Below are 21,864 nucleotides of genomic sequence, written 5' to 3'. Positions count from 1 at the left end.
TCAGGCAAAAATACCATATTCAATACGGCCCAGCTCCTTAAAAACCATATCAAAACCGGCAGAAGTATCAAGGATGGTAACAGGGGCTTCGCCCTTAAAAATATGGCTGGGTGTTTTTATCCATATTTTAAACTTATCCATAGAGCCAAAAACTTCCTGGCCACGGGTGTAAAGACGCGCAAGTTCAACGGCCTTTTCGGCGTATTCTGTTTTAATAATGGTATCATTATCGTAACGCTGCAGCGTACGCTCAGAAATATGCAGTATATGGGCAAGCTCCTGTATGTTTAAGGATATTTTTTTTGCCAGTGAAAGCAAAACGCTTTTTGGGAAACCATTGCGGGCAAGCCTTATTATATCAAAATCATTTGAAAGCTTGGCCGACTTAGAGCTGCCCAACAAATTATAAAATGAAGGCGTAGCACCTTGTACCGAATAAGCCATCATGGGCTCATTCAATTCATTTTTAACATCCGGTTTTGATTTATACGACATATATACAAATATAATTACCATTTGTCGTATTTCAAAATATATTCCACAAAAAAAGCGGCACATTAAATGCCGCTCTTTGTTACCAATATTTTGTAAGATTTATTGAACCATTAGCTATCGTTCTTTCTTTTGCTATTTACTAAAAAAGTGTTCTAATCTTTTAAAAGGTCTTTCATCCTTTCCATTTCATATGGCACATCATCGCAAAAAACGACCAACGCAGAGTTCTTTTTCCCCCGTTGGATAAATAAATACTTATCCTTAAATAACTTAAAATCAGATAATTTTTGATCTAATGAGATCTTGATTTTGTTGATATAAACTCCCCCGTTCATGATTAATTTTCTAGCTTCTGTTTTTGATTCAAACATGTGCTTATAATTAAGATCAGAATCGTAATTTTTCACTTCAACCAGTAAATTCAATACATCATCTCCTATAACAAAATCAATAAATGTTTTCCCCGATATAAAAAATGTATTAGTACTGCTAAAAACTTTTAAAAAATCCTTTTCTGAAAAATCGAATAAGTCTTCCCATTGAAAAGAGCTATTAAAAGTAAATTCCGTGGTAATTTCAATAAGCCTCATGGCCTCTTTCCCATGTACCCGAATGGTTATGTCTTTTGCCAAAGCTTTTTGCAACGCGCGTGTATGCGGCGCGGCATCATGCTCGGCCTCCAACGCCTCAATCACCGGGCGCTCAAACAAGGTGAATATGCGTATATAGGCTTTGGCATCAACATCAGTGGTATTTAACCAAAACTGGTAAAATTGGTATGGCGATGTGCGTTCGGCATCAAGCCAAACGGCGCCACTTTCTGTTTTCCCAAATTTAGTGCCGTCGGCTTTTTTTATCAGTTGGGTTGTCAGGGCAAAAGCCTCGCCTGCATCCTTGCGGCGGATAAGCTCGGTACCGGTAACTATATTGCCCCATTGATCGCTGCCACCCATTTGCAGGGCGCAGTTATGATGTTTCCACAAATAATAAAAATCATAGCCCTGTACCAACTGGTAAGTAAACTCGGTGAATGACATGCCGGTATCGCCCTCCAACCGTTTCTTTACCGAATCTTTGGCCATCATATAATTTACCGTGATGTGTTTGCCCACATCGCGGATAAAATCTAAAAAGGTGAAACTTTTGAACCAGTCGTAATTGTTTACCATTTCGGCGCTGTTGGCACCGCTGTTGAAATCAAGAAAACGGGTAAGCTGCTTTTTTACCGCCTCGAGGTTATGCTGTAATACATCTTCGGACAGTAAATTACGCTCCTGTGATTTGCCCGACGGATCACCAACCATGCCGGTTGCACCCCCTACAAGGGCATAGGGTTTATGACCAGCGCGCTGAAAGTGTATCAGCGTCATGATCTGGGTTAAATGTCCCACATGCAATGAATCGGCAGTTGGGTCAAACCCAATATATCCCGACGCCATCCCCTTAGCCAGCATCTCTTCGGTACCGGGCATAATGGTGTGCAACATGCCCCGCCAGGTTAATTCTTCAACAAAGTTCATATTAAATTCTTTTTCAAAAGCTGCAAAGATAAAAGAATAATTGGCTGAATTGGGTAGCTAAATGAAAGCGTTTATTTATTAACCAAAGGTAAAATCTATTTCAAATAATTACTTATTCTTTGTATCTTGATCAAAACAGGGTATTTTGCAGAACATCGCTTATGAATTTTTTATCACATTATTACTTTGACCTGCATACTGATAACTGTTATCATATATTGGGTATTGTACTGCCCGATCTTTTAAAAAATGCCGATAAAAACATTATCCTGCACCCTGAAAAGCTGCATCATACCGATCCTGACATTAATTCTATCATAGCAGGCTGGAACAAACACCTGGCTGTTGACCGTTATTTTCACTCCTCCGATTTTTTTATTGAACATTCACATTCCTTAAAAAAAACTTTGCTTCCCGCCATTGAAGGTTCGCCTGTAAAACCTTTTTTTTTGGGACATGTAGCGTTGGAACTTATTATTGACAACCTGCTGCTTACCACCGGCAAAATACAGGTTGATGGTTTTTACGCACACCTTGCAGGCTGCAAAACCGCGGTTATCAATGAGTTTTTAACCTTTTCAGGATTAAAGGACAGCAGCCGGTTCTTTAGGTTCTTTGACGACTTTAAGCGCAGCCAATACCTGCATACCTATGCCGAAACCCACCAGATAGCCTATGCCTTAAAGCGTATTTGTATGCGTATATGGCAAAACCCTTTCACCCCGCAGCATGAAAGTCAAATGAACCAGGTACTGGGCAATTACCGCACGCTGCTGCTGCCGGATTTTATGTCGATTTTTGAAGAGATAGAAAACAAACTGATTGATATTTAATGCACTGAGCGCGCCATTACAAGAGTAAAACAATCGTCAGATGCATCTATTTTTCGTTTCAGGAAGGATAAAAACCGGAAAAAATTGGCATATCCGGCCCAAAAAGGCTTAAATATCAGCAATTAACATTAAAATATTCTTTTTCAAATAAATTAATATACCTACCTTTGCAGTCCCAATTAACAAATTGGGAAAAGGAGAAAAATTATTTAATGGCAAAAAAACAAGAAGCAGAAAAAGAATTAAAAGCGAAAGAAGCTGAACTGGACACAGTTACCGCATCTGACGAAAAAGAAACTATTGAATCAGAAGCTGATTCAATTTCTATCGAAGAGATCAAATCAAAAATTGCAGCTACACCAAGTGCGGATTTCGACTGGGATGCAGATGACAAAAAATTTGGTAACTACAGCGATAGCGACCGTGAGAAATTCGAGAAAATGTATGATGGAACTTTCAGCTCTATCACTAAAGGCGAAATCATCACCGGTACAGTTGTTAATGTTAACAACAAAGATGTGGTACTGAACGTAGGATTTAAATCAGACGGTTTAGTTTCAGTATCAGAATTCCGTGATACACCTGATCTGAAGATCGGTGACAAAGTTGATGTTTTTGTTGAATCACAGGAAGATGCTAACGGTCAGTTAGTGCTTTCACGTAAACGTGCAAAAACTCAAAAATCATGGGAGCGCATTAATTCAGCCCTTGATAATGATGAAATCATCACCGGTTTTGTGAAGAGCAGAACAAAAGGTGGTTTAATTGTTGATATAATGGGCGTTGAAGCCTTCTTACCTGGATCACAGATCGATATTAAACCTATCAGGGATTACGATGTGTATGTAGGTAAAACAATGGAATTCAAAGTTGTTAAGATCAACCACGAGTTTAAAAACGTAGTGGTATCGCACAAAGTGCTGATCGAAGACGATTTGGAAAACCAAAAAACAGAAATTGTTGCCCGTCTTGAAAAAGGTCAGGTACTGGAAGGAACCGTTAAAAACATTACCGACTTTGGTGTATTTATTGACCTTGGCGGCGTTGACGGTTTATTACACATTACTGATATTTCATGGGGCCGCATTGAGCATCCACGCGAAATTCTGGCATTGGATCAAAAGATCAACGTTGTTGTGCTTGACTTTGATGACGAGAAAAAACGTATTGCTCTGGGCTTAAAACAATTAACACCACATCCTTGGCAAAGCCTTTCTGAAGATATTCAGGTTGGTTCAAAAGTTAAAGGTAAAATTGTTACCGTTGCTGATTACGGTGCATTCCTTGAGATCATCCCTGGTGTTGAAGGTTTGATCCACGTATCAGAAATGTCATGGTCACAAAATCTGCGTAACCCTCAGGAATTCCTGAAAGTTGGTGACGAGATAGAAGCACAAGTATTAACACTTGACCGCGAAGAGCGCAAAATGTCATTGGGTGTTAAACAGTTAACTCCAGATCCATGGCAAAATGCTGCTGAGAAATATGCTATAGGCACTCAGCACGTAGCTACAGTTAAAAACATGACCAACTTTGGTGTGTTTGTTGAACTGGAAGACGGCATCGACGGCTTAATTCACATCTCTGACCTTTCTTGGTCTAAAAAAGTAAATCACCCTAACGAATTCACTAAAGTTGGTGAAAAATTAGACGTGATTGTTTTAGAACTTGATGTTGAGAACCGCAAATTAAGCTTAGGCCACAAACAGCTTGAAGAAAACCCTTGGGATACTTTTGAAACCATCTTCACTATTGATTCAATACATGAAGGTACCGTTATTAAAGTAACAGACAAAGGTGCTATCGTAGCTTTACCTTACGGTGTTGAAGGCTTTGCGCCAACCAAACACCTGGTTAAAGAAGACGGAAAAAGCGTTAAAGCTGAGGAAACTGCCGAATTCAAGATCATTGAATTTAACAAAGAGAACAAACGTATTGTTATTTCACACTCACGTATATGGGAAGAAGCCCGTGCTGATGCCCGCGTACAGGAATTTGAAAACCGCAAAAAAGAAGCAAAATCTGCAAGCAACGCGGTTAAAAAAGTGAAAGAATCAGTTGAAAAATCAACTTTAGGTGATCTTAGCGTATTAGCTCAATTAAAAGAGCAAATGGAAGGTGCTGAAAACAAAGCCCGCAAGGCTGCACCAGCTGCTAAAAAATCAGAATCTGAAGAAGAAGAAGCATAAGCTTTAAAACTGAACCCATATTCTCACAAAGCCCTTCCGGTATATTCGGAAGGGCTTTTTTTGTAACCTCACCCTGCTCTCTTCCAAAGTAAAGAATTCTTTATTTTTATATTTACACTTATGACTGGAGAAACTAACCTTAGTACTTTACTAAAAAACATGACACCCGTACTCAATGAAGGTGACTATGTTTACTGTACCGTACCTGCTGCTAATTCGGTTGACACTGCCAATATCATAGGTCTTTTCAAAGAAAAGGAAGGTTTTACCGTTATCCTCAAAAAGGAAGTAGCCGATCAGTTTCATCTGGAATACACTTATATAGCCGCCTGGATAACCCTCGCCATACACTCATCGTTAGCAGCAACCGGACTTACCGCTGCCTTTGCAACCACATTGGCAAAGGAAAATATAAGCTGTAATGTTGTTGCAGCCTATTATCACGATCATGTTTTTGTGGCGAAGAAAGATGTTGAAAGGGCTATGGAAGCGCTAAAAAACTTATCAAACCAATAAATATCCCTTTAAGTATATAGTATTTAAACCCATATTTTTAAAGTCTCACCTATCAGGGGAGATTTAGAGGGGGCTTTTTTCAAAACTATTTGCTATTTTTGCCCAAATCCACCCATACGATGCAAAATCTTACACTGCTCGACGGACAAAAATTTCAGATCACCATACAACGTTTATGTCGCCAGTTGATTGAAAATCATAATGATTTTTCAGGTTCGGTATTAATCGGCATCCAGCCCCGGGGCATTTACCTGGCCAGGCGTGTAGCCGAAGAACTCAGAAAGATATTACCCGGTAAAACTATTTTGCAGGGCGATCTGGATATCACCTTTTACCGCGACGATTTCCGCAGGCGCGAATCACAGCTGGTGCCCAACCAAACTAAAATAGATTTTATTATTGAAGGCAAAAAAGTGATCATGATGGACGATGTGTTCTGGACAGGGCGTACCATACGTGCGGCCATGGATGCTATGCAGGCTTTTGGTCGTCCGGAAAAGATAGAGCTGCTTGCGCTGGTCGACCGCCGCTATTCACGCCACATACCGGTATCTGCCGATTACGTAGGCATCGAAGTTGATTCCATCGCATCGCAAAAAGTAGTGGTAAGCTGGAAAGATACAGATGGCGAAGATAAGATAGTATTGGTGTCGGAGTAATGTCGGAATTTGGATGTTCAATTTCGGATTTATTTTAGTTTAGAATTTTCGATTTGAAAGTGATGATTTAACAAATGGATAAAGCAGAACTGAAACAGAGAACAAAAAAATTCGCGATAGACATTATCAGGTTTATTGAGGAGCTTCCGCATAAGCACTCACTTGACATATTATCACGTCAACTATTAAGAAGCTCTACATCAATAGGCGCAAATTACCGGTCGGCATGCCGGGGAAAATCAACTGCCGATTTTATAAACAAAATCATAATAGTTGAAGAAGAAGCTGATGAATCTGTTTATTGGTTAGAATTAATGGAAGAATCAGGACTTGTGGTTTCAGCAAACCTAACGCAACTAAAAAGAGAAGCGAACGAATTTACAGCAATATTCACGGCTATAGGCAAAACAGCCAAAGAAAAGCAACGAATAAGCAAATCAAAAATAAAAATCGGTCGTTCGATAAATTAAAAATCCAAAATCGAACATCCGAAATCCGAAATTTAAAAAATATGGCAGGACTAAGCACAAGGCACTTATTAGGCATAAAAGATTTGAACCGGGCAGATATCGAATTGATATTTGAAACTGCCGATACTTTTAAATCCGTTTTAAACCGGCCGATAAAGAAAGTGCCTTCGCTGCGCGATGTAACTATTGCCAATATATTTTTTGAAAACTCAACCCGCACCCGCCTGTCGTTTGAACTGGCCGAAAAGCGCCTGTCGGCCGATGTTGTTAACTTCGCGGCATCGTCATCATCAGTAAGCAAAGGCGAAACACTGATTGATACCGTAAATAACATCCTGGCCATGAAGGTAGATATGGTGGTAATGCGCCACCCTTACGCCGGTGCCGGTATCTTCCTCTCTAAACATGTAAAAGCCCAGATAGTGAACGCCGGCGATGGCGCTCATGAACACCCTACACAAGCCCTGCTGGATGCCTTTTCCATTCGCGAAAAATACGGTGATGTAGCCGGTAAAAAGGTAGTGATAGTAGGCGACATATTACACTCGCGGGTAGCATTATCAAACATACTATGCCTTAAACAATTAGGCGCCGAGGTTATGGTTTGCGGCCCAACCACGCTGATCCCCAAATATATAGGATCATTAGGTGTTAAGGTTGAACATAATTTGATAAAAGCCCTTAACTGGTGTGATGTAGCTAACATGCTGCGCATACAGCTGGAAAGACAGGATATCAAATACTTCCCTTCTCTGCGGGAATACACCATGCTTTTTGGCCTGAACAAGACCATTTTAGATTCCCTGGATAAAGAGATCACCGTAATGCACCCCGGCCCTATCAATCGGGGCGTGGAAATAACCAGCGATGTGGCCGACAGCAAACAATCCATCATCCTTGACCAGGTAGAGAATGGTGTGGCCGTACGTATGGCGGTGTTATATTTATTGGCCGGACAAACGCCGTAAATTCCAGAATTTTATAGGAGCCGCATTAAATAGCTTATCCATCCGTTATTTACTTATGCCGTTTATCATGAGATCCTTGTTTATCGCTTTCACCTATTTTGCTTTATCGTCTGCCACCTTTGCCCAAAGTCGCCAGCAGTTAAAAACAGATTCGGTATTCGCGCTGGTTCAAAAATTCTTTAACGCCAAACAAGCAGATTCACTTTATGCACTGGGAGGCGAGCATTTTCAGAGAACGTTAAGTCCGGGTGCGTTCAAATCGGTTGTTGATCAGCAGCTTTTCCCGCTTAATGGTATCAAAGGAGCATCGCTCATCAGCTTTGTTAACAATAAGGTAAGCACTTATAAACTCATATTTGACGCTGTTACCCTGCAGCTGCAAATGAGCCTTGATCAAAACAACAAACTGGAATTATTTCTATTTCAACCCTTTACACAGATAACTGCCGATAAGCTTACTACCGCCGCTACTACCAACAAATTACTGAGCCCTATGGATAAGCAGATTGAATTGGTAGTGCGCCCTTATATTCAAAAGGCCAATACAGTTGGCTTAAGTGTGGGTGTTTTAAAAGATGGCAAGATCAGTACCTACAGCTATGGTGAAACCACAAAAGGGAATAACCAGTTACCCACGCCAAATACAATTTTCGAGATCGGTTCCATCACCAAAACTTTCACCGCCACCCTGCTGGCCTATTATGTAAATGAAGGCAAGGTAAAACTTACCGACCCCATTATTAAATACCTGCCCGATTCGGTCGCCAAAAACCCTGCATTAAAGCCGGTTACGCTGCAATCATTAAGTAACCACACCTCAGGCTTTTCGCGCGTACCTGACAATCTTGATTTTAGTACTGCCGGTGCAGCTCTTAATCCTTATAAAAACTATAATAAACAGCAGTTGTTCGCTTATCTTAAAACCTGCAAGCTTAACAGCTTGCCCGGCGAAAGGTATGATTACTCCAATCTGGGTGTAGGGCTGCTGGGCGCCATCCTGTCGCAGGTAAGCGGTAAAACATTTGAACAAATGGTGACCGATATAATATGCAAGCCTTTAATGATGCAAAGCACCGTTCAGCATTTAAGCCCGGCCAGGCAAACAAACTTTGCAACTGTATATAACACTACAGGAAACGTTACGCCAGCATGGGATTTTGACGTATTAGCCCCATGTGGTGCCCTCCACTCCTCTGTAAATGATTTATTGACCTACGTTAAGGTTAATATGAGTCCGCCTGCCGACAAGCTCGGAAAAGCCCTTGAACTCACTCATCAGATAACTTTCAGCAAAGACGCTAAGCTTGGCCTTGCCTGGCATATCATACTTGTTGACGGTATTGAATATTATTTTCATAATGGGGGCACCTACGGCAGCAGCAGCTTTTTGGCTTTCAATACTCAAAAGAACCTGGCTGTAGTAATACTGTCAAACGCCGCCGAAAGTACCGATGCCATTGGTACAGGGATTTTGAAAGCGCTGCAGTAAAGGCGCGGTACTACGGATAAAACAATATAAGACACGCACCCTATAAAACGTTACATCCCGCTTTGCTGTGGCAAAGCAGGATGTATAACGTAAATTAATCAGTCAACAAATTACTCAATCAAACCCTATCAACTAATTATTTATCTTTCACAGTTGATCCGTCCCTTATTTCGTCAGTAGCAACTTTTACCAGCTTGTCATCAGGTTTCAGGTCGCCATAAACCTCCATCATATCGCCCGATGTAAGGCCCTTTTTTGCATCAACCCATTGTGCTTTATGGTTTACCACCTTAATTACAAACACTTTTTCGGTTGAAGTAACAACAGCGGTTTTAGGCACTACAAAAGTACTGTCGCCGCCGGGCAGCGGTACATTTACTTCGGCAAACATGTGCGGCAGCAGTTTTTTATCCTTATTATAAACATCCATTTCCAAACGCTCAGACCGCAGCTTTTCGTCAAGCGCGCCGGCAAGGCGTTTCACCTGGGCGGTAAATTTTTCGCTCGGCAAGGCCTTAACGGTAAAATTAACTTCGGTTTTATTACTCAAAGCCCCGGTTGAACTTTCGGGTACGGATACCACCAGGCGTAATCTCTTTTGATCCTGCAGCGTAAACAGCGGGTCAGATCCTTTACCACCCGGCCCTACATAAGCGCCCAAGTTTACATTACGGCTGGTGATCACGCCATCAAATGGCGCCCTGATCTCCAGGTAAGCCAGATTGGCTGAAACTTCCTTGTAGGCCGATTTTGCAGCCTCAACATTAGCAAGGTCGGAGTTTTTCTTAGCCTCGGCCTGCTCCAGGTCGTTCAATGATACAGTGCCGGGAGTTTTACTGGTATTTACCAACCGGTCATAAGTAGCTTTGCTGGCATAATAAATAGCCTCCTGCTGTTTTATTCTTGATTGCGCCCCCGCCAGTTGCGAGTTGATCTCCGGTGCTTCTAACACTACCAACAGTTGCCCCTGGTGCACTTCTGAACCAATATCAACCAGTAATTTTTTCACATAACTATTGATCTTGGCATACAGGTCTACCTGCTGATAAGGGATCAGTTCGCCGGGAATAGTAATATTGCTGCTCAGCTTCCCTTTTTTAACCGGGGTAAGTTCAACCGCAGGGGTTTCAACAGCTTGTTCCTGTTGTTCTTCGGCACTTTCTTTCTCTTTTTCTTCTGAATGACAGGCACTCAGTAAGCTACTGATGGCTACCGCTATTACGGCAAGCATAAGGGTTGATTTATTTTTAAGCTTGTTCATGGTGATGCAAAGGGACATAAAATTTACTTTCTTTATCTTCTGGGTCTAACGAAACAGATTGGGTACTGGCGTTGCCCTGTACCCAGGCAAAAACCAATGGTAATATTAACAGAGCAGCAAAGGTTGAAGCAATAAGCCCGCCAATAACGGCCCGGCCAAGCGGCGATGTTTGGTCACCGCCTTCGCCCAGGCCCGATGCCATAGGGATCATACCTACTATCATGGCCAAACTGGTCATTAAAATGGGGCGCAAACGCAATGCCACCGCCTCGCGGGCTGATTTTAGCGCATCGCCGTTATGCCTGCGCAATTCCTCGGCATTGGTTATCAGTAACACCGCGTTAGATATGGACACCCCAACAGACATGATCATACCCATGTACGATTGCAGGTTGAGCGTAGACCCTGTCAGTTTAACCAGAAACAGCGAGCCAAATAATACTGCCGGAACAGTTGACAATACCACCAACGACATTTTGAACGACTGAAAATTGGCGGCAAGCATCAAAAAGATCACCAGTATAGCAACAATCAAGCCCGATTGTAAACTATCCAGCGTTTCTGTTAATGTTTGGCTTAGTCCCCTGAGCTCAATAGTTAAACCCCTTGGCAGGGGGCCTAATGATTTAATTGCCTTTTGCACATCGTTAGTAGCGGTACCCAGATCCTTTTTATTGATGTTTGCCGTAACAGATAACGTAGGTATAGCGCCAATGTTATCATTTTCGCCATTGGTTACCCCGGTTTTAACATCGGCAACATCACCCAAAACCGGGCGCGACTGGTTATTAAGCACCGGAATTTCTTTAACATCGTTAATACTGGCCATTTGATATTCAGGTACCTGCACCTGTACCAGGTAGCTTAAGCCGGCTTTTTCATCAATCCAGTTATTTTTTTCGGTGAACCTTGATGATGAGGTAGACGCAATCAGTGAGCGTGAAATGTCATTTAAGCCAACGCCCAGCTGTGCTGCCCTTTGCCTGTCGATATTAATGTCAATTGATGGATAGTTAAACGATTGGCCTATTTGTGCATCGCGCAGATAGTCTATGCTTTTTAATTTGTTCAATACCTTATAGGCGTATTCTTCATTTTGCTTTTTATTTTTTCCGGATAGGGCTATTTCAATAGGTGTGGGCGATCCCTGGCTCAAAATTTTATCCGTTAGTTCAATAGGTTCAAATGAAAGTTTTACGTCCGGGAGTTGTTTAGCTACGGCATGCCTGATTTTCTCTTTCAGATCATCAAGGTTCACTTTATAATCTTCGGTCAAACTGATCTGCATAACCGCTTCCTGCGGCCCGGCCATAAACAGGTAAATAGGGTTGGTTGAAAATGAAGCAGGGTGTGTGCCAACCATTGTTGAGGTTATAGCAATATGGTTTTTGCCCACAATGTCGCCCAGTATATGCTGTGCTTTTACCGCTATTACTTCAGTCCGTTCCAAACGGGTACCGTCAGGGGCGCGCAAACGCACCTGGAAGGTGCCTGAATTTACCTTAGGCAATACATCGCGACCTATAATGTTGAACAGTAAAAAAGCCAACCCAAATGCCACCACGATGTAAACCGATACCCAAAACTTCCGCCTCGGCAGCATCCTGTCAATTAATGCCATAAATCTGTCTCTGAACTTGTCAAACCGGGTTACTTCGCCGCCTGTGTGTTCAAGGGCTTTTCGCATGGCCTTTTCTTTTTGCTCCCACGGCTCGCCCTCGTCTTCCAAAGCAAAGCCATCTGCATGGCTATGATCTTCATGCTTGTTCACCATGATCCAATTGGCCATGATGGGCACAAAAGTTTGAGCCAGGAAGTATGATATGATCATGGAGAACCCAATGGCCAATGCCAGCGGCAGGAACAACGCTCCCGGAATGCCTGTCATGGTAAACGCCGGGGCAAATACAGCCAGGATACAGAACAGGATAAGCAGTTTAGGAAATGCTATCTCTTTACAGGCATCCCATATGGCCAATGCTTTAGGCTTGCCCATATCAAAGTGCTGGTGAATATTCTCAATGGTTACTGTTGATTCATCTACCAGGATACCTATGGCCAGCGACAAACCGCTCAGCGTCATGATATTTATGGTTTGATGAAAAAGCGACAGGAAAAATATAGCCGATATGATACAGGTTGGTATAGTTAATATCACAATTAATGCTCCGCGCCTATCGCCCAAAAACAACAATACCATTAAACCGGTAAGTACAGCGCCAATAGCGCCCTCCTCGGCCAAACTTTTAACCGCGTTGATCACATAGATGGATTGATCAAATACGAACGATAGTTTCACGTCGGCCGGTAACAGCGCCTGAAACCGGGGCAATGCTTTTTTCAGGTTTTGTACCACATCCCAGGTTGATGCCGTGGCCGATTTGGTAATAGGCAGGTAAACAGATCGCTTGCCGTTTATTAAAGCATAACCATTGGTTATATCCGCACCATCTTCAACCGTGGCTACATCATGCAAAAACACGGTTTGAACTCCATTTTTAAATAAGGGGATATTGCCGAAATCTTTAATTTGCTTTATGGTTGTATTTGACGGGGCCAAATAGTTATAATCGCCTATACGCACATTACCTGCCGGTGTGTTCTGGTTATTTTCACGTAACGCGGCCACAATTTGATCGGGCGTTAAGTTGTGGGAACGCAGCAAACCGGGATCAACCTTAATTACCACTGTACGCTGGTTACCCCCGAAAGGGGCCGGGGCCACTAAGCCCGGAACGGACGTAAATGACGACCGCACATATACCAGCGCGTAATCAAGCAACTCATTATTGGAACGTGTTGGGCTGCTTAATACCAGCTGACCAACCGGCAGCGTGGAGGCATCAAACCTTAAAATAAATGGCGGCTGCGAGCCCTGCGGAAAAGCCGACTGGGCACGGTTGGTATAACTCGTGACCTCGGCCGCGGCCTGGGCCATGTTGGTTCCCTCGTAAAAAGTAACCTTTATTAACGTTAAGCCCTGTATATTTTTGGTTTCGATGCTTTTTACGCCCGAAACAAACAGCAGCAAATTCACATACTGCTTGCCAAAATAAGCCTCCATCTGGTTTGGGGTAAAACCTCCGTATGGATGGGATACATAGATAACCGGTAAGTTAAGATCAGGAAAGATATCTATCTTGATAGTACGTACCGCGTTTATCCCGAAAAAAAACAGTCCGGCTACTATAACCAATATGGTAATTGGTTTTTGAAGCGCCCCTTTTATCATTCCCATTATATAATGTGTATTACTGTTATTAAAAATTATTAATGAATATGCCAAAATCGCCGGTTGCCGCAGATTTGTACAGCAATGCCTGCCACACATTGTTCAAGGCGATATAGCGGTCAATTTCGGCACGGTTCAATGTATAAAGGGCCTGGGTAAAATCAACTATGTTTGCCAGTCCGTTTTTGTACAAGGTGTATTTTTGCTTATAGGCATCGCTCGCGGCCGAAACCTCAACCGGTACTTCACGATAATTTTTTAACGCGTTGCTGATGCGGGTTTCTGCCAGTGCCTGTTGTGCAGTTAATTGCTGCTCAACCAGGTCATAGTCATTTTTAAATTGCTGCGATGTATATTTTTGCGACTTCACCTGGTAATGTACCCGGAATGGATTGGTAATATTCCATACCATGGCTACCCCAAACAGGTAGTTATAACGGGTAGGGTTTGCGCCCGCGCCATAGCTGCTGCTGTAACTGTCCTGATTACTGATATAGTCGGCATTAAAGCCTGATCCCCTGCCCTGGTATACACCAAATAAGGTAAACGTAGGGTAGCTGAAAGTTTTTAAATATTTAGCCTGCTCATCACTTACGCCTATGCGGTTTTGCAAATACCGCAGTTGAGGGTGGTCGGCTATTTTAACAGCGCTTTGAGCACCTAAGGTTGCAGGGGTTTTAGTAATAAATGCGCTGTCAAGCTCAAACTCCTGCGGCGGGATGCCAAGATATATGGAAAGCTGGTTGCTTTGGTCCTGTACAGTTTGCTGCGTATTGGTCAATGCAATTTTAGCATTTGATACTTCGGCGTTAGCAAGTGCCGAATCAACGCCGGCATTTAACCCGTTTTTTACGCGGGCTGCAACTACTTTTTGTAATTCAACAGCCCTGTTTAGGTTATCCTGCTGGGCTTTTGCCAGTTGCTGCGCGGCCAATAAATTCAGATAGGTGCTTGCAACCCTTACTTCGTGTTGAAACTGTTCCTGCGCCAGGTCGGTTTCTTCACGGTTCACTACATTGCGTTGTACTTTAATTTTTTCAGAAGATTTACCAAAACTGAAAAAATCCCAGCTTACATTGCTTAAATACAAGGAGCCAAATGCTGCGTTCCAGTTTTGTTTAGGCAGCGCCGGGCCAGATGAAGCTACGGATAAACCACGATAGCCGTATAATGGCCCGTTTTGGCCATTTGCCGTTCCATAATCCTGCTGGGCCGAGATGCTTACATCAGGCAGATATTCTGTACGTGTTTCTTTTAAGTATGCCCTGGCAGCGTTTAACTGATTTGCTTTGGATTTAATGGTACCATAATTTGCGAGTGCCATTTGTTCAGCATCTTTAATATTTAAAACTTTTTGCTGAGCCTGAGCCTGGAAGACAGAAAAAACACCTAAAAACAGAAATAATTGTTTTGAAGGTAGATTAAACATATTGTGTATTTTGTACACAACAAAGGTATACCTATATCATATATGAAAAAAATGAATTAATTTTGTCAAAATCATTAGCAAAATTCATAATGAATATAGCATTACATCACTTCCGCCTGGTTGATACCATATCAAAAGAAGGAACTTTGACTAAAGCTGCTGCTGCTCTGCACCTTACCCAGTCAGCGCTTAGTCACCAGTTAAAAGAGCTGGAAAAGGAACTTGATATTGAAGTTTTTCACCGTCAGGGCAAAAAATTACATTTATCTGAAATTGGTTACCGCTTTTTGCGCAGTGCTGAAAAAATACTTGCCGAGATCAAGTCGATGGAGGAAGACATACAAAATTATAAGAATGGCAAAACGGGCAAATTGAATGTAAGTATGCAGTGTTACACCGCCTACCACTGGTTGCCTGGAGTGATCAAGAATTTTAAAAGCCAATGGCCCGATATTAACATCAATATCGTGTCAGACGCTACCCGCCGTCCGCTGGAGTACCTGATGCGCGGGGATCTTGACCTGGGCATTGTGCGCACCCAAATGGTGAATACCAAAATAAATTATGAACCTATTTTTGAAGACCGGCTGAACGCCATTTTACCAGCCGATCATCCGCTTGCCCAAAAAGATGTAATTGATATATGCGATTTCAGGGATCAGGACCTGATACTGGCACTTTATGATCCTACTTATCAGGATACCCCGCTTATTGAAACCCTGATACAGGAGCAGCATGTAAAGCCTAAAACGCTAAACCGCATACACTATACTGATGCTACCATTGAAATGGTGAACGCGGGACTTGGCATAAGCGTAATGGCCGACTGGATTGTAAAACCATACCTAGCCAATAAAAACATTGTGGCCCGGCCCCTGCACCATAGCGTTGCGAAAAGAACGTGGTATGCAGCCACCTGCAAAGAGAGCCCGGTAATACAGAATTTTTTATCATGCCTTAAAACGTACTTTGCGCAAAATCAAATGTGCATGGAATCAGCAAATTTTGAAGAATTACTGCAACTACAGGTGGTTTAATTATTTCCTGCTTTTATTTTTTATAACTGCCGGAGTTAATGCGCAAACTGTATCAAAGCCATTTCCGCAGCATAATCCTTATGCCTCCGGCGCTATTAAGCCCAATCATTTACCTCAGCGGCAGCTGGATAAACAGGTTTGTGCCTTTTACGAGCAATGGAAAAAACGTTACGTAAAGGCAGGCTGCGGTAAGGAGCAGTATTATGTTTGGTTTGAAAAAAAAGGCAAAGAATGTGTATCAGAAGGCCAGGGTTATGGTATGCTCATCACCGTATTAATGGCTGGTTATGATAATGGCGCCCAAAACACTTTTAACGGTTTATACCATTATTATAAAGCTCATCCGGCTAAAACATCACCGTATTTAATGGCATGGGCACAAGGCAAAAACTGTAAGGACCTTGACCGCAGTACAGCTACCGATGGCGATATGGATATAGCTTATTCGTTATTGCTTGCCGCCAAACAATGGGGCACCCACGGCAAGATCAATTACCTGCTGGAAGCCAGGAATATGATAACTGCCATAATGCGACATGAAATAAACCCTAAAACCTATGCCATTTTGCTAAGCGATGCTATAGAATATGATAGCGACGATTATGACGACATGCGCGCCTCCGATTTTATGCCCGCTCATTTCAAAGCCTTCGAAAACATTTTACGGAGCGGCAAATGGAAAAAAGCCACTGACAATAACTACCGGCTTTTTAGCCTTATGCAACATAAATACAGTCCGGATGCCGGCATATTACCTGACTTTATCCGTGGTATTAGCAAAAATCCACGGCCGGCACCACCCAATTATCTCGAATCTCCTTACGATGGTTATTACAATTACAACGCGTGCCGTGTGCCCTGGCGCATAGCAAGTGATTATTTATTATATGGTGATAAACGCGCAAAGATTATGGCTGATAAAATAAACCATTGGATACGCGAAACCACCAGCGGCAACCCTGATAATATTTCGGCAGGATATACACTGGCGGGTAATGATATTAAAGGCCGTTATTTTGAGGCATTGAGCTTTATAGCGCCATTTGCAGTATCGGCCATGATTGATAAAAGCAACCAGCAATGGCTCAATAAACTGTGGGATTATCTTGTTGCCTTTAAACTTAAGGATTATGATTACTATGATAACAGCATTAAAATGCTGGATATGATCATAGTATCGGGCAACTACTGGCGACCATAGTTTACCACTTCGGCCACATCCCTTCCGCTGGTTAAAGCGGCTTCTACCGTACCCATTGCCGGTCCTTCGTAAAGGTACTCTCCGGTAAAAAATAAGGTATCACTAACCGGGGTATTAAGTGTTTTACGGGCCAGGGGTGTATTAACCATATCATAAGCATAGGAACCTCTTGTAAAAGGCCGTGCCGTCCAGTTTATAACATACCAGCTTTTAAGCTTCTTATTTAGCTCATCCACACTTAGCTTAAAAATATTAGCCACCGATTGCAATCCTTCCTTTAATATCATGTCGTCAGAAAAGCTCTTTTTATCATCGGCATCCGGGCCACCTATCCAGCCGGTAAATATTGTTGAGTGAGCGGGAAATTGCGTCCACCAGGTAGGTATTTCTTCCGCGGAGAACAGGTAGCCCATATTTTCCAGGCTTTTGCCCGCCATTTCTTCCGTTTGCTTGCTTTCCCAGAATGCCTCGTCAAATTCCAGCACTATTTTTATAACCGCGCCAAAGCCTATTTGTTGCATTGCTTCCTGCTGCGCTTTAACAGGCGGATAAAATGCCACTGCCCCCTTTTCGCCATCCCCAGCCTGTAAAACACCAGGCGGAATAGCCAGTATCACTTTTTCAGCGTGGTAAGTTGTGCCTTCAGTGGTAATAATACGCACCTTGCCTGGTTCCCAATAAATGTCTTTTACAATGGCGTTCAAATATATTTGGCCGGCATTGGCTTTACATTCATTAGCCATATAGTCCATCAATTGGCCATAGCCACCATCAATACGATACTGGGCCTGCTCATCCTCGTTTTGCCACTCTCTCCGCAAAGCAAAGCAACTGGCTTTTTCAGGATCGGCGGTATCATAACCTGATACAAATTGCCTTACAGACTCCCTCATCCCCCCATATTTATCGCCCGGAAATTCCTTTAACATAAACCGGTTAATATCGGTATCCTGTTTTAATTTGTTCAGTTTATCTATCAGCAGGTCCCAATTTTCAATAAAATTCTCGTTGGTGGTAAACGTGCCTTCGTTATAACGATACATAGCTGCCGATGCCTGGCTGTATTTAATACCGGCTTTATTCAACAAACCAAGCGTAACCGGCAAATCGCCATGCACAAATTCGGCGCCCAACTCTACATGTTTTAAAGATGAGTCTTTGTAATGAGTATGTATACGGCCTCCTATGCGGTCCTGCGCCTCCAGCACGATTACTTTTTTACCGGCAGAGGCCAGTTCGCGCGCTGCCATTAACCCCGCAGCGCCAGCTCCTATTATTACTATATCAGCAGTGTTCATTAAATTATTTTATAAGCAAAGTTAGGCTTTGTGCAGCTCACGAAGATCATGGCTTATTTAGGGTTATCAGCTTTTAATTGCGTACCATTTTTTGCATTATTATGCAGCACTATAAAAGGCTCATATAAATCCCAATTAGGCTCAACGTCTTTTTGGATCATGAGGTCCTTTGCACCTGCTGAAAAATTGCCCAGCAAAACATCCGGATAACCATCATGGTCAATATCATTTACATCCATCGTTATCCAGCGGCCATATTGATTAACAGGTATTGCATGCACTTTAAACTTTCCGGCGGTGGTTTGTTCATGATAGGTAAAACCCTCTTCAGGATAATGTTTAAAATCGGGAAAGAAAGCTATTACCGCAATATCAAGGTCACCATCATGATCAAAATCAGCAGCCACGGCTTTTGAGCATCCATTGATATGATAAAAGTAGGTTTGCTTGAATTTCCAGTTGCCCTGGTTAGTAAAAACATACACTCCATGATAAGGCTTTAACACCTGCGAAAAGTCATTATTATCACCACAGGTATACAGGATATCCAGTTGCCCGTCATGGTTAAAATCAATTAGCTGAAAACTGCTCGACCCATACACCGATGGAAAATGCAGCAGGTTCTGACTGGCGAACCCTCCTTTTTTATCATTTAAAAACAACCAGATACCTTCATCAGCCTGGGCAAATAAGCAGGCTATATCGGGCCAGCCGTCATGGTTAAAATCTTCAACAAATACCTGGGTAGAACCAGGTACCCCTCTTATAATTTTCTTTTTAAACTGATGATCGGCCTGCTGTTGCATCAGGTAAAGCCCACCCTGGTTATGTCCAAATCCACAGGATATATAATCCATCAGTCCATCCCTATTAAAATCTGCATAGGCGCTTTTTACCGGTCGCGGCAGGCTGTCGGCAATTAATTTGGTATTCTTTTTAGCCGATGCATTATTGAGGTCAATAGTTATCAGTTTACCTTTTCGCGCATCATTAGGAGGCAATATGCCTATACAGGTTATCATCGCGCTATTTGGTTCTGCCGCTGTTTTAAAAAAATCAATATCAGTAACCGGCGAATAAAATTTGTTGACCAATACGGGCTCCAGGTCGCGGCTCCATTTGTAAAGCTTACTGCCAACATCCCCTGTATAAATATGGCCATCGTTCGGGTTGTATGCAATAATGCTTGTCATGGCCTGCAGTCCCTTATGATCAATGCGCGGGGGTTGCTTTAAACTGAATATGGCCCAATCTTTCACCGCGGCCGGTTTGGGTATAAGTAGCTTTTTAGGTGATGCAGCTTTATAGTAAGCTATAATTTTATACCAATCGTCTTTAGAAATGCTTATGCCTGAGGAAACAAGGTAGCTACCCATAAAACTCTTAAATCCGAATTTTGGCGCCATAGCGGGCATAACACCTGTTTCCCAGGTATAACTGTCAAGCAATGCCGGGTTGGGCAGCTCATGGCAACTTGAACAGCGTGTTGCAGCCAGTTTTTTTCCTTCGGTTAAATATTTCTCCCTGTTTATGGCGTTGTTGCTGTTTTTACTGTCGCATCCATTTGATAACAACAAAACAATAACTACCCAAACCGTCAGCAAACACAATTTATATACCGACAACCTGTAGTTATTAATCATTTACACTTTTCAATTTGGCGGGCACAAGCAGGGCGCAGCTTTTATACTTTATTTCTTAATGTGATTTTCAAGCACTATTAAAGGTAATTTCTTATCCCAGTTTGGCTTAAAACTATCAATGAACATAAAGCCGCTCGAATAATTACCTAATATAATATCAGGTTTACCGTCATTGTTCTGATCAGCCACCTCCATACACATCCAGCGACCGTACTGGCTTACCGGAATAGCATGTGGTTTAAAGTCAAATGGCTTATTTTGTTCAAAATAAATAAATTCTTCGGCCGGAGAGTTTTTCATATCCGCAAAAAAAGCTATGGTCGCTATATCCAGGTCGCCATCGCCATCAAAGTCAACTGCAATGGCTTTTGTACAACCGTTGATAGGATAAAACCAGCGTTGCTTAAAGTTCCAGTCGCCGGTATTGGTATAAATATATAAACCGTGATAGGGTTTTATCCTGCGCGAGTCGCGGTAATTGTAACCGCAGGTATATATCAGATCCAGGTTACCGTCATGGTCAAAATCAGCCAGTTGAAAACTGGTCGACCCATATACCGGCGGAAAATGCAACAGATTTTTTGTGGTAAAGCCGCCTTTTTGATTGTTTAAAAATTGCCAAAGGCCTTCGTCGCCACTACCGGTAAGCACCATTACATCGGGCCAGCCGTCTTTATTAAAGTCGCCGGTTATGGCCTGCACTGCGCCTGGTTTGTCAAAAATAGTTTCCTGGTTATAGGTATGGTCGCGGTTTTGTTTTAAAAGGAAAACGCCGCCTTTGAGTTTGCCCTGTCCGCAAATCACCATATCCTGAAGGCCGTCTTTATTAAAATCAGCAAATACTGTTTGCTGTGGCCTGGGCAAATCAGATGCTATAAAAGTTTGATCGTTGTTTAACTCTTTGGCATCGAGGTTAACTTTTACCACCTTGCCATTGGGGAAATCGGCAGGTTCCAAACGCCCTACACATGAAAAAAATCCCGCGTTATTCCCGGCAGTGTCTTTTGCAAAACCTACGTTTACCGCCGGCGAAGGCAGGGTTCCTAATGAATCGGGTTTTAAATTACTGTCCCAACCAAGCAGTTTCGAGTTTGTAAAATCGGCACTGTACAGCTTGTGCGTATACGGGTTAACCGCAACCATAGTGGTAAAGCTGGTATAATTTACCGGCGCAGGTTTTTTTAAAGTAAACCCGGCCCAGTCATTTATTAAGGGGACTGGTTTTTTGGCTGCAAGTAAGGTATCCGGAGCAGCTTTTTTGTAATATTCAACAAGGGTAAGCCATTCCTGCAATGTTACACCGGTAGTATCGGCCGGATTCCGTTTATAATAAGTTGATCCATAAATTGATACATGCATAAAACTGGCCATGTATGGCAGTACATGTTTTTCCCATACATTTTTACTCAAAGCATTAACCGGTACAAGGGCATGGCAGCGTGTACATTTTACTTGTGCCAGGGCCGGGCCATCAACCATAACATTTCCCGTTAATTTATAGGGCTGGTTGGTTTTCCCTTTACAACCGTTCATGAACGTTATGCCTGATAACACAGCCATGAACAATAACAGATAAGATATAATTAGATAACTTTTTTTAAGATCCATAAAAATAGCCCGACAG

General features: G+C 42.5%; 17 protein-coding genes. 9 read left to right on the top strand and 8 right to left on the bottom strand.

Features of this window, described 5'->3' with window-relative positions:
- The gene (locus J2W55_RS02915; RefSeq protein WP_310091744.1) at positions 1 to 495 is read right to left on the bottom strand and encodes an Xre family toxin-antitoxin system antitoxin; all 495 of its coding nucleotides are present in this window, start codon (positions 493 to 495) and stop codon (positions 1 to 3) included.
- Between the two features lie 152 nt (positions 496 to 647).
- Positions 648 to 2,015 (bottom strand): tyrosine--tRNA ligase, encoded by a 1,368-nt coding sequence (gene tyrS / locus J2W55_RS02910; protein ID WP_310091741.1) that lies wholly within the window; start codon positions 2,013 to 2,015, stop codon positions 648 to 650.
- Positions 2,016 to 2,176: 161 nt separating this feature from the next.
- Between tyrS and J2W55_RS02905 the strand changes: the two genes are divergently transcribed.
- From J2W55_RS02905 to J2W55_RS02875, 7 genes are all read left to right on the top strand, one after another.
- Positions 2,177 to 2,848, top strand: a complete 672-nt coding sequence (locus J2W55_RS02905; RefSeq protein ID WP_310091738.1) for a hypothetical protein — start codon at positions 2,177 to 2,179, stop codon at positions 2,846 to 2,848.
- Positions 2,849 to 3,060: 212 nt separating this feature from the next.
- On the top strand, positions 3,061 to 5,037 hold the full coding sequence (rpsA, locus tag J2W55_RS02900) for a 30S ribosomal protein S1 (protein WP_310091735.1): 1,977 nt from the start codon (positions 3,061 to 3,063) through the stop codon (positions 5,035 to 5,037).
- Positions 5,038 to 5,157: 120 nt separating this feature from the next.
- On the top strand, positions 5,158 to 5,553 hold the full coding sequence (locus J2W55_RS02895) for an ACT domain-containing protein (protein WP_310091732.1): 396 nt from the start codon (positions 5,158 to 5,160) through the stop codon (positions 5,551 to 5,553).
- 119 nt (positions 5,554 to 5,672) lie between these two features.
- The gene (pyrR, locus tag J2W55_RS02890; RefSeq protein WP_310091730.1) at positions 5,673 to 6,212 is read left to right on the top strand and encodes a bifunctional pyr operon transcriptional regulator/uracil phosphoribosyltransferase PyrR; all 540 of its coding nucleotides are present in this window, start codon (positions 5,673 to 5,675) and stop codon (positions 6,210 to 6,212) included.
- Between the two features lie 74 nt (positions 6,213 to 6,286).
- Positions 6,287 to 6,682: a four helix bundle protein gene (locus tag J2W55_RS02885; protein WP_310091727.1), complete on the top strand. Its 396-nt coding sequence runs from the start codon at positions 6,287 to 6,289 to the stop codon at positions 6,680 to 6,682.
- 41 nt (positions 6,683 to 6,723) lie between these two features.
- The gene (locus J2W55_RS02880; protein WP_090467170.1) at positions 6,724 to 7,650 is read left to right on the top strand and encodes an aspartate carbamoyltransferase catalytic subunit; all 927 of its coding nucleotides are present in this window, start codon (positions 6,724 to 6,726) and stop codon (positions 7,648 to 7,650) included.
- 67 nt (positions 7,651 to 7,717) lie between these two features.
- Complete coding sequence (locus J2W55_RS02875; RefSeq protein WP_310091717.1) at positions 7,718 to 9,139, top strand: serine hydrolase domain-containing protein; 1,422 nt, start codon at positions 7,718 to 7,720, stop codon at positions 9,137 to 9,139.
- 136 nt (positions 9,140 to 9,275) lie between these two features.
- Here the strand turns inward: J2W55_RS02875 and J2W55_RS02870 are convergent, their stop codons facing one another.
- From J2W55_RS02870 to J2W55_RS02860, 3 genes are read right to left on the bottom strand one after another with little or no spacing between them, the layout of a single operon-like run.
- On the bottom strand, positions 9,276 to 10,400 hold the full coding sequence (locus J2W55_RS02870; RefSeq protein ID WP_310091714.1) for an efflux RND transporter periplasmic adaptor subunit: 1,125 nt from the start codon (positions 10,398 to 10,400) through the stop codon (positions 9,276 to 9,278).
- Positions 10,387 to 13,638 carry an efflux RND transporter permease subunit gene (locus J2W55_RS02865; protein WP_310091712.1) on the bottom strand — a complete coding sequence of 1,084 codons (3,252 nt, stop codon included), beginning with the start codon at positions 13,636 to 13,638 and terminating at the stop codon, positions 10,387 to 10,389. Before J2W55_RS02865 ends, J2W55_RS02870 begins: the two co-directional genes overlap by 14 nt.
- Before the next feature lie 22 nt (positions 13,639 to 13,660).
- Complete coding sequence (locus J2W55_RS02860) at positions 13,661 to 15,061, bottom strand: TolC family protein (RefSeq protein ID WP_310091710.1); 1,401 nt, start codon at positions 15,059 to 15,061, stop codon at positions 13,661 to 13,663.
- A gap of 89 nt (positions 15,062 to 15,150) precedes the next feature.
- Between J2W55_RS02860 and J2W55_RS02855 the strand changes: the two genes are divergently transcribed.
- Positions 15,151 to 16,098, top strand: coding sequence for a LysR family transcriptional regulator (locus J2W55_RS02855; RefSeq protein ID WP_310091707.1), 948 nt, complete (start codon positions 15,151 to 15,153; stop codon positions 16,096 to 16,098).
- Positions 16,067 to 17,299: a family 8 glycosyl hydrolase gene (locus J2W55_RS02850; RefSeq protein WP_310091705.1), complete on the top strand. Its 1,233-nt coding sequence runs from the start codon at positions 16,067 to 16,069 to the stop codon at positions 17,297 to 17,299. Before J2W55_RS02855 ends, J2W55_RS02850 begins: the two co-directional genes overlap by 32 nt.
- Here the strand turns inward: J2W55_RS02850 and J2W55_RS02845 are convergent.
- From J2W55_RS02845 to J2W55_RS02835, 3 genes are read right to left on the bottom strand one after another with little or no spacing between them, the layout of a single operon-like run.
- The gene (locus J2W55_RS02845; RefSeq protein WP_310091702.1) at positions 17,284 to 18,597 is read right to left on the bottom strand and encodes a flavin monoamine oxidase family protein; all 1,314 of its coding nucleotides are present in this window, start codon (positions 18,595 to 18,597) and stop codon (positions 17,284 to 17,286) included. The genes J2W55_RS02850 and J2W55_RS02845 overlap by 16 nt on opposite strands.
- A 53-nt stretch (positions 18,598 to 18,650) precedes the next feature.
- Complete coding sequence (locus J2W55_RS02840; RefSeq protein ID WP_310091699.1) at positions 18,651 to 20,240, bottom strand: FG-GAP repeat domain-containing protein; 1,590 nt, start codon at positions 20,238 to 20,240, stop codon at positions 18,651 to 18,653.
- A gap of 48 nt (positions 20,241 to 20,288) precedes the next feature.
- Positions 20,289 to 21,800, bottom strand: coding sequence for an FG-GAP repeat domain-containing protein (locus J2W55_RS02835; protein WP_310091695.1), 1,512 nt, complete (start codon positions 21,798 to 21,800; stop codon positions 20,289 to 20,291).
- Positions 21,801 to 21,864 lie beyond the last annotated feature (64 nt).

The sequence above is a fragment of the Mucilaginibacter pocheonensis genome, assembly GCF_031456535.1.
Classification (GTDB): Bacteria; Bacteroidota; Bacteroidia; order Sphingobacteriales; family Sphingobacteriaceae; genus Mucilaginibacter; species Mucilaginibacter pocheonensis.
The sequence above is the reverse complement of the archived record's forward strand: the minus strand, read 5'-3'. Positions and strand labels throughout refer to the sequence as shown.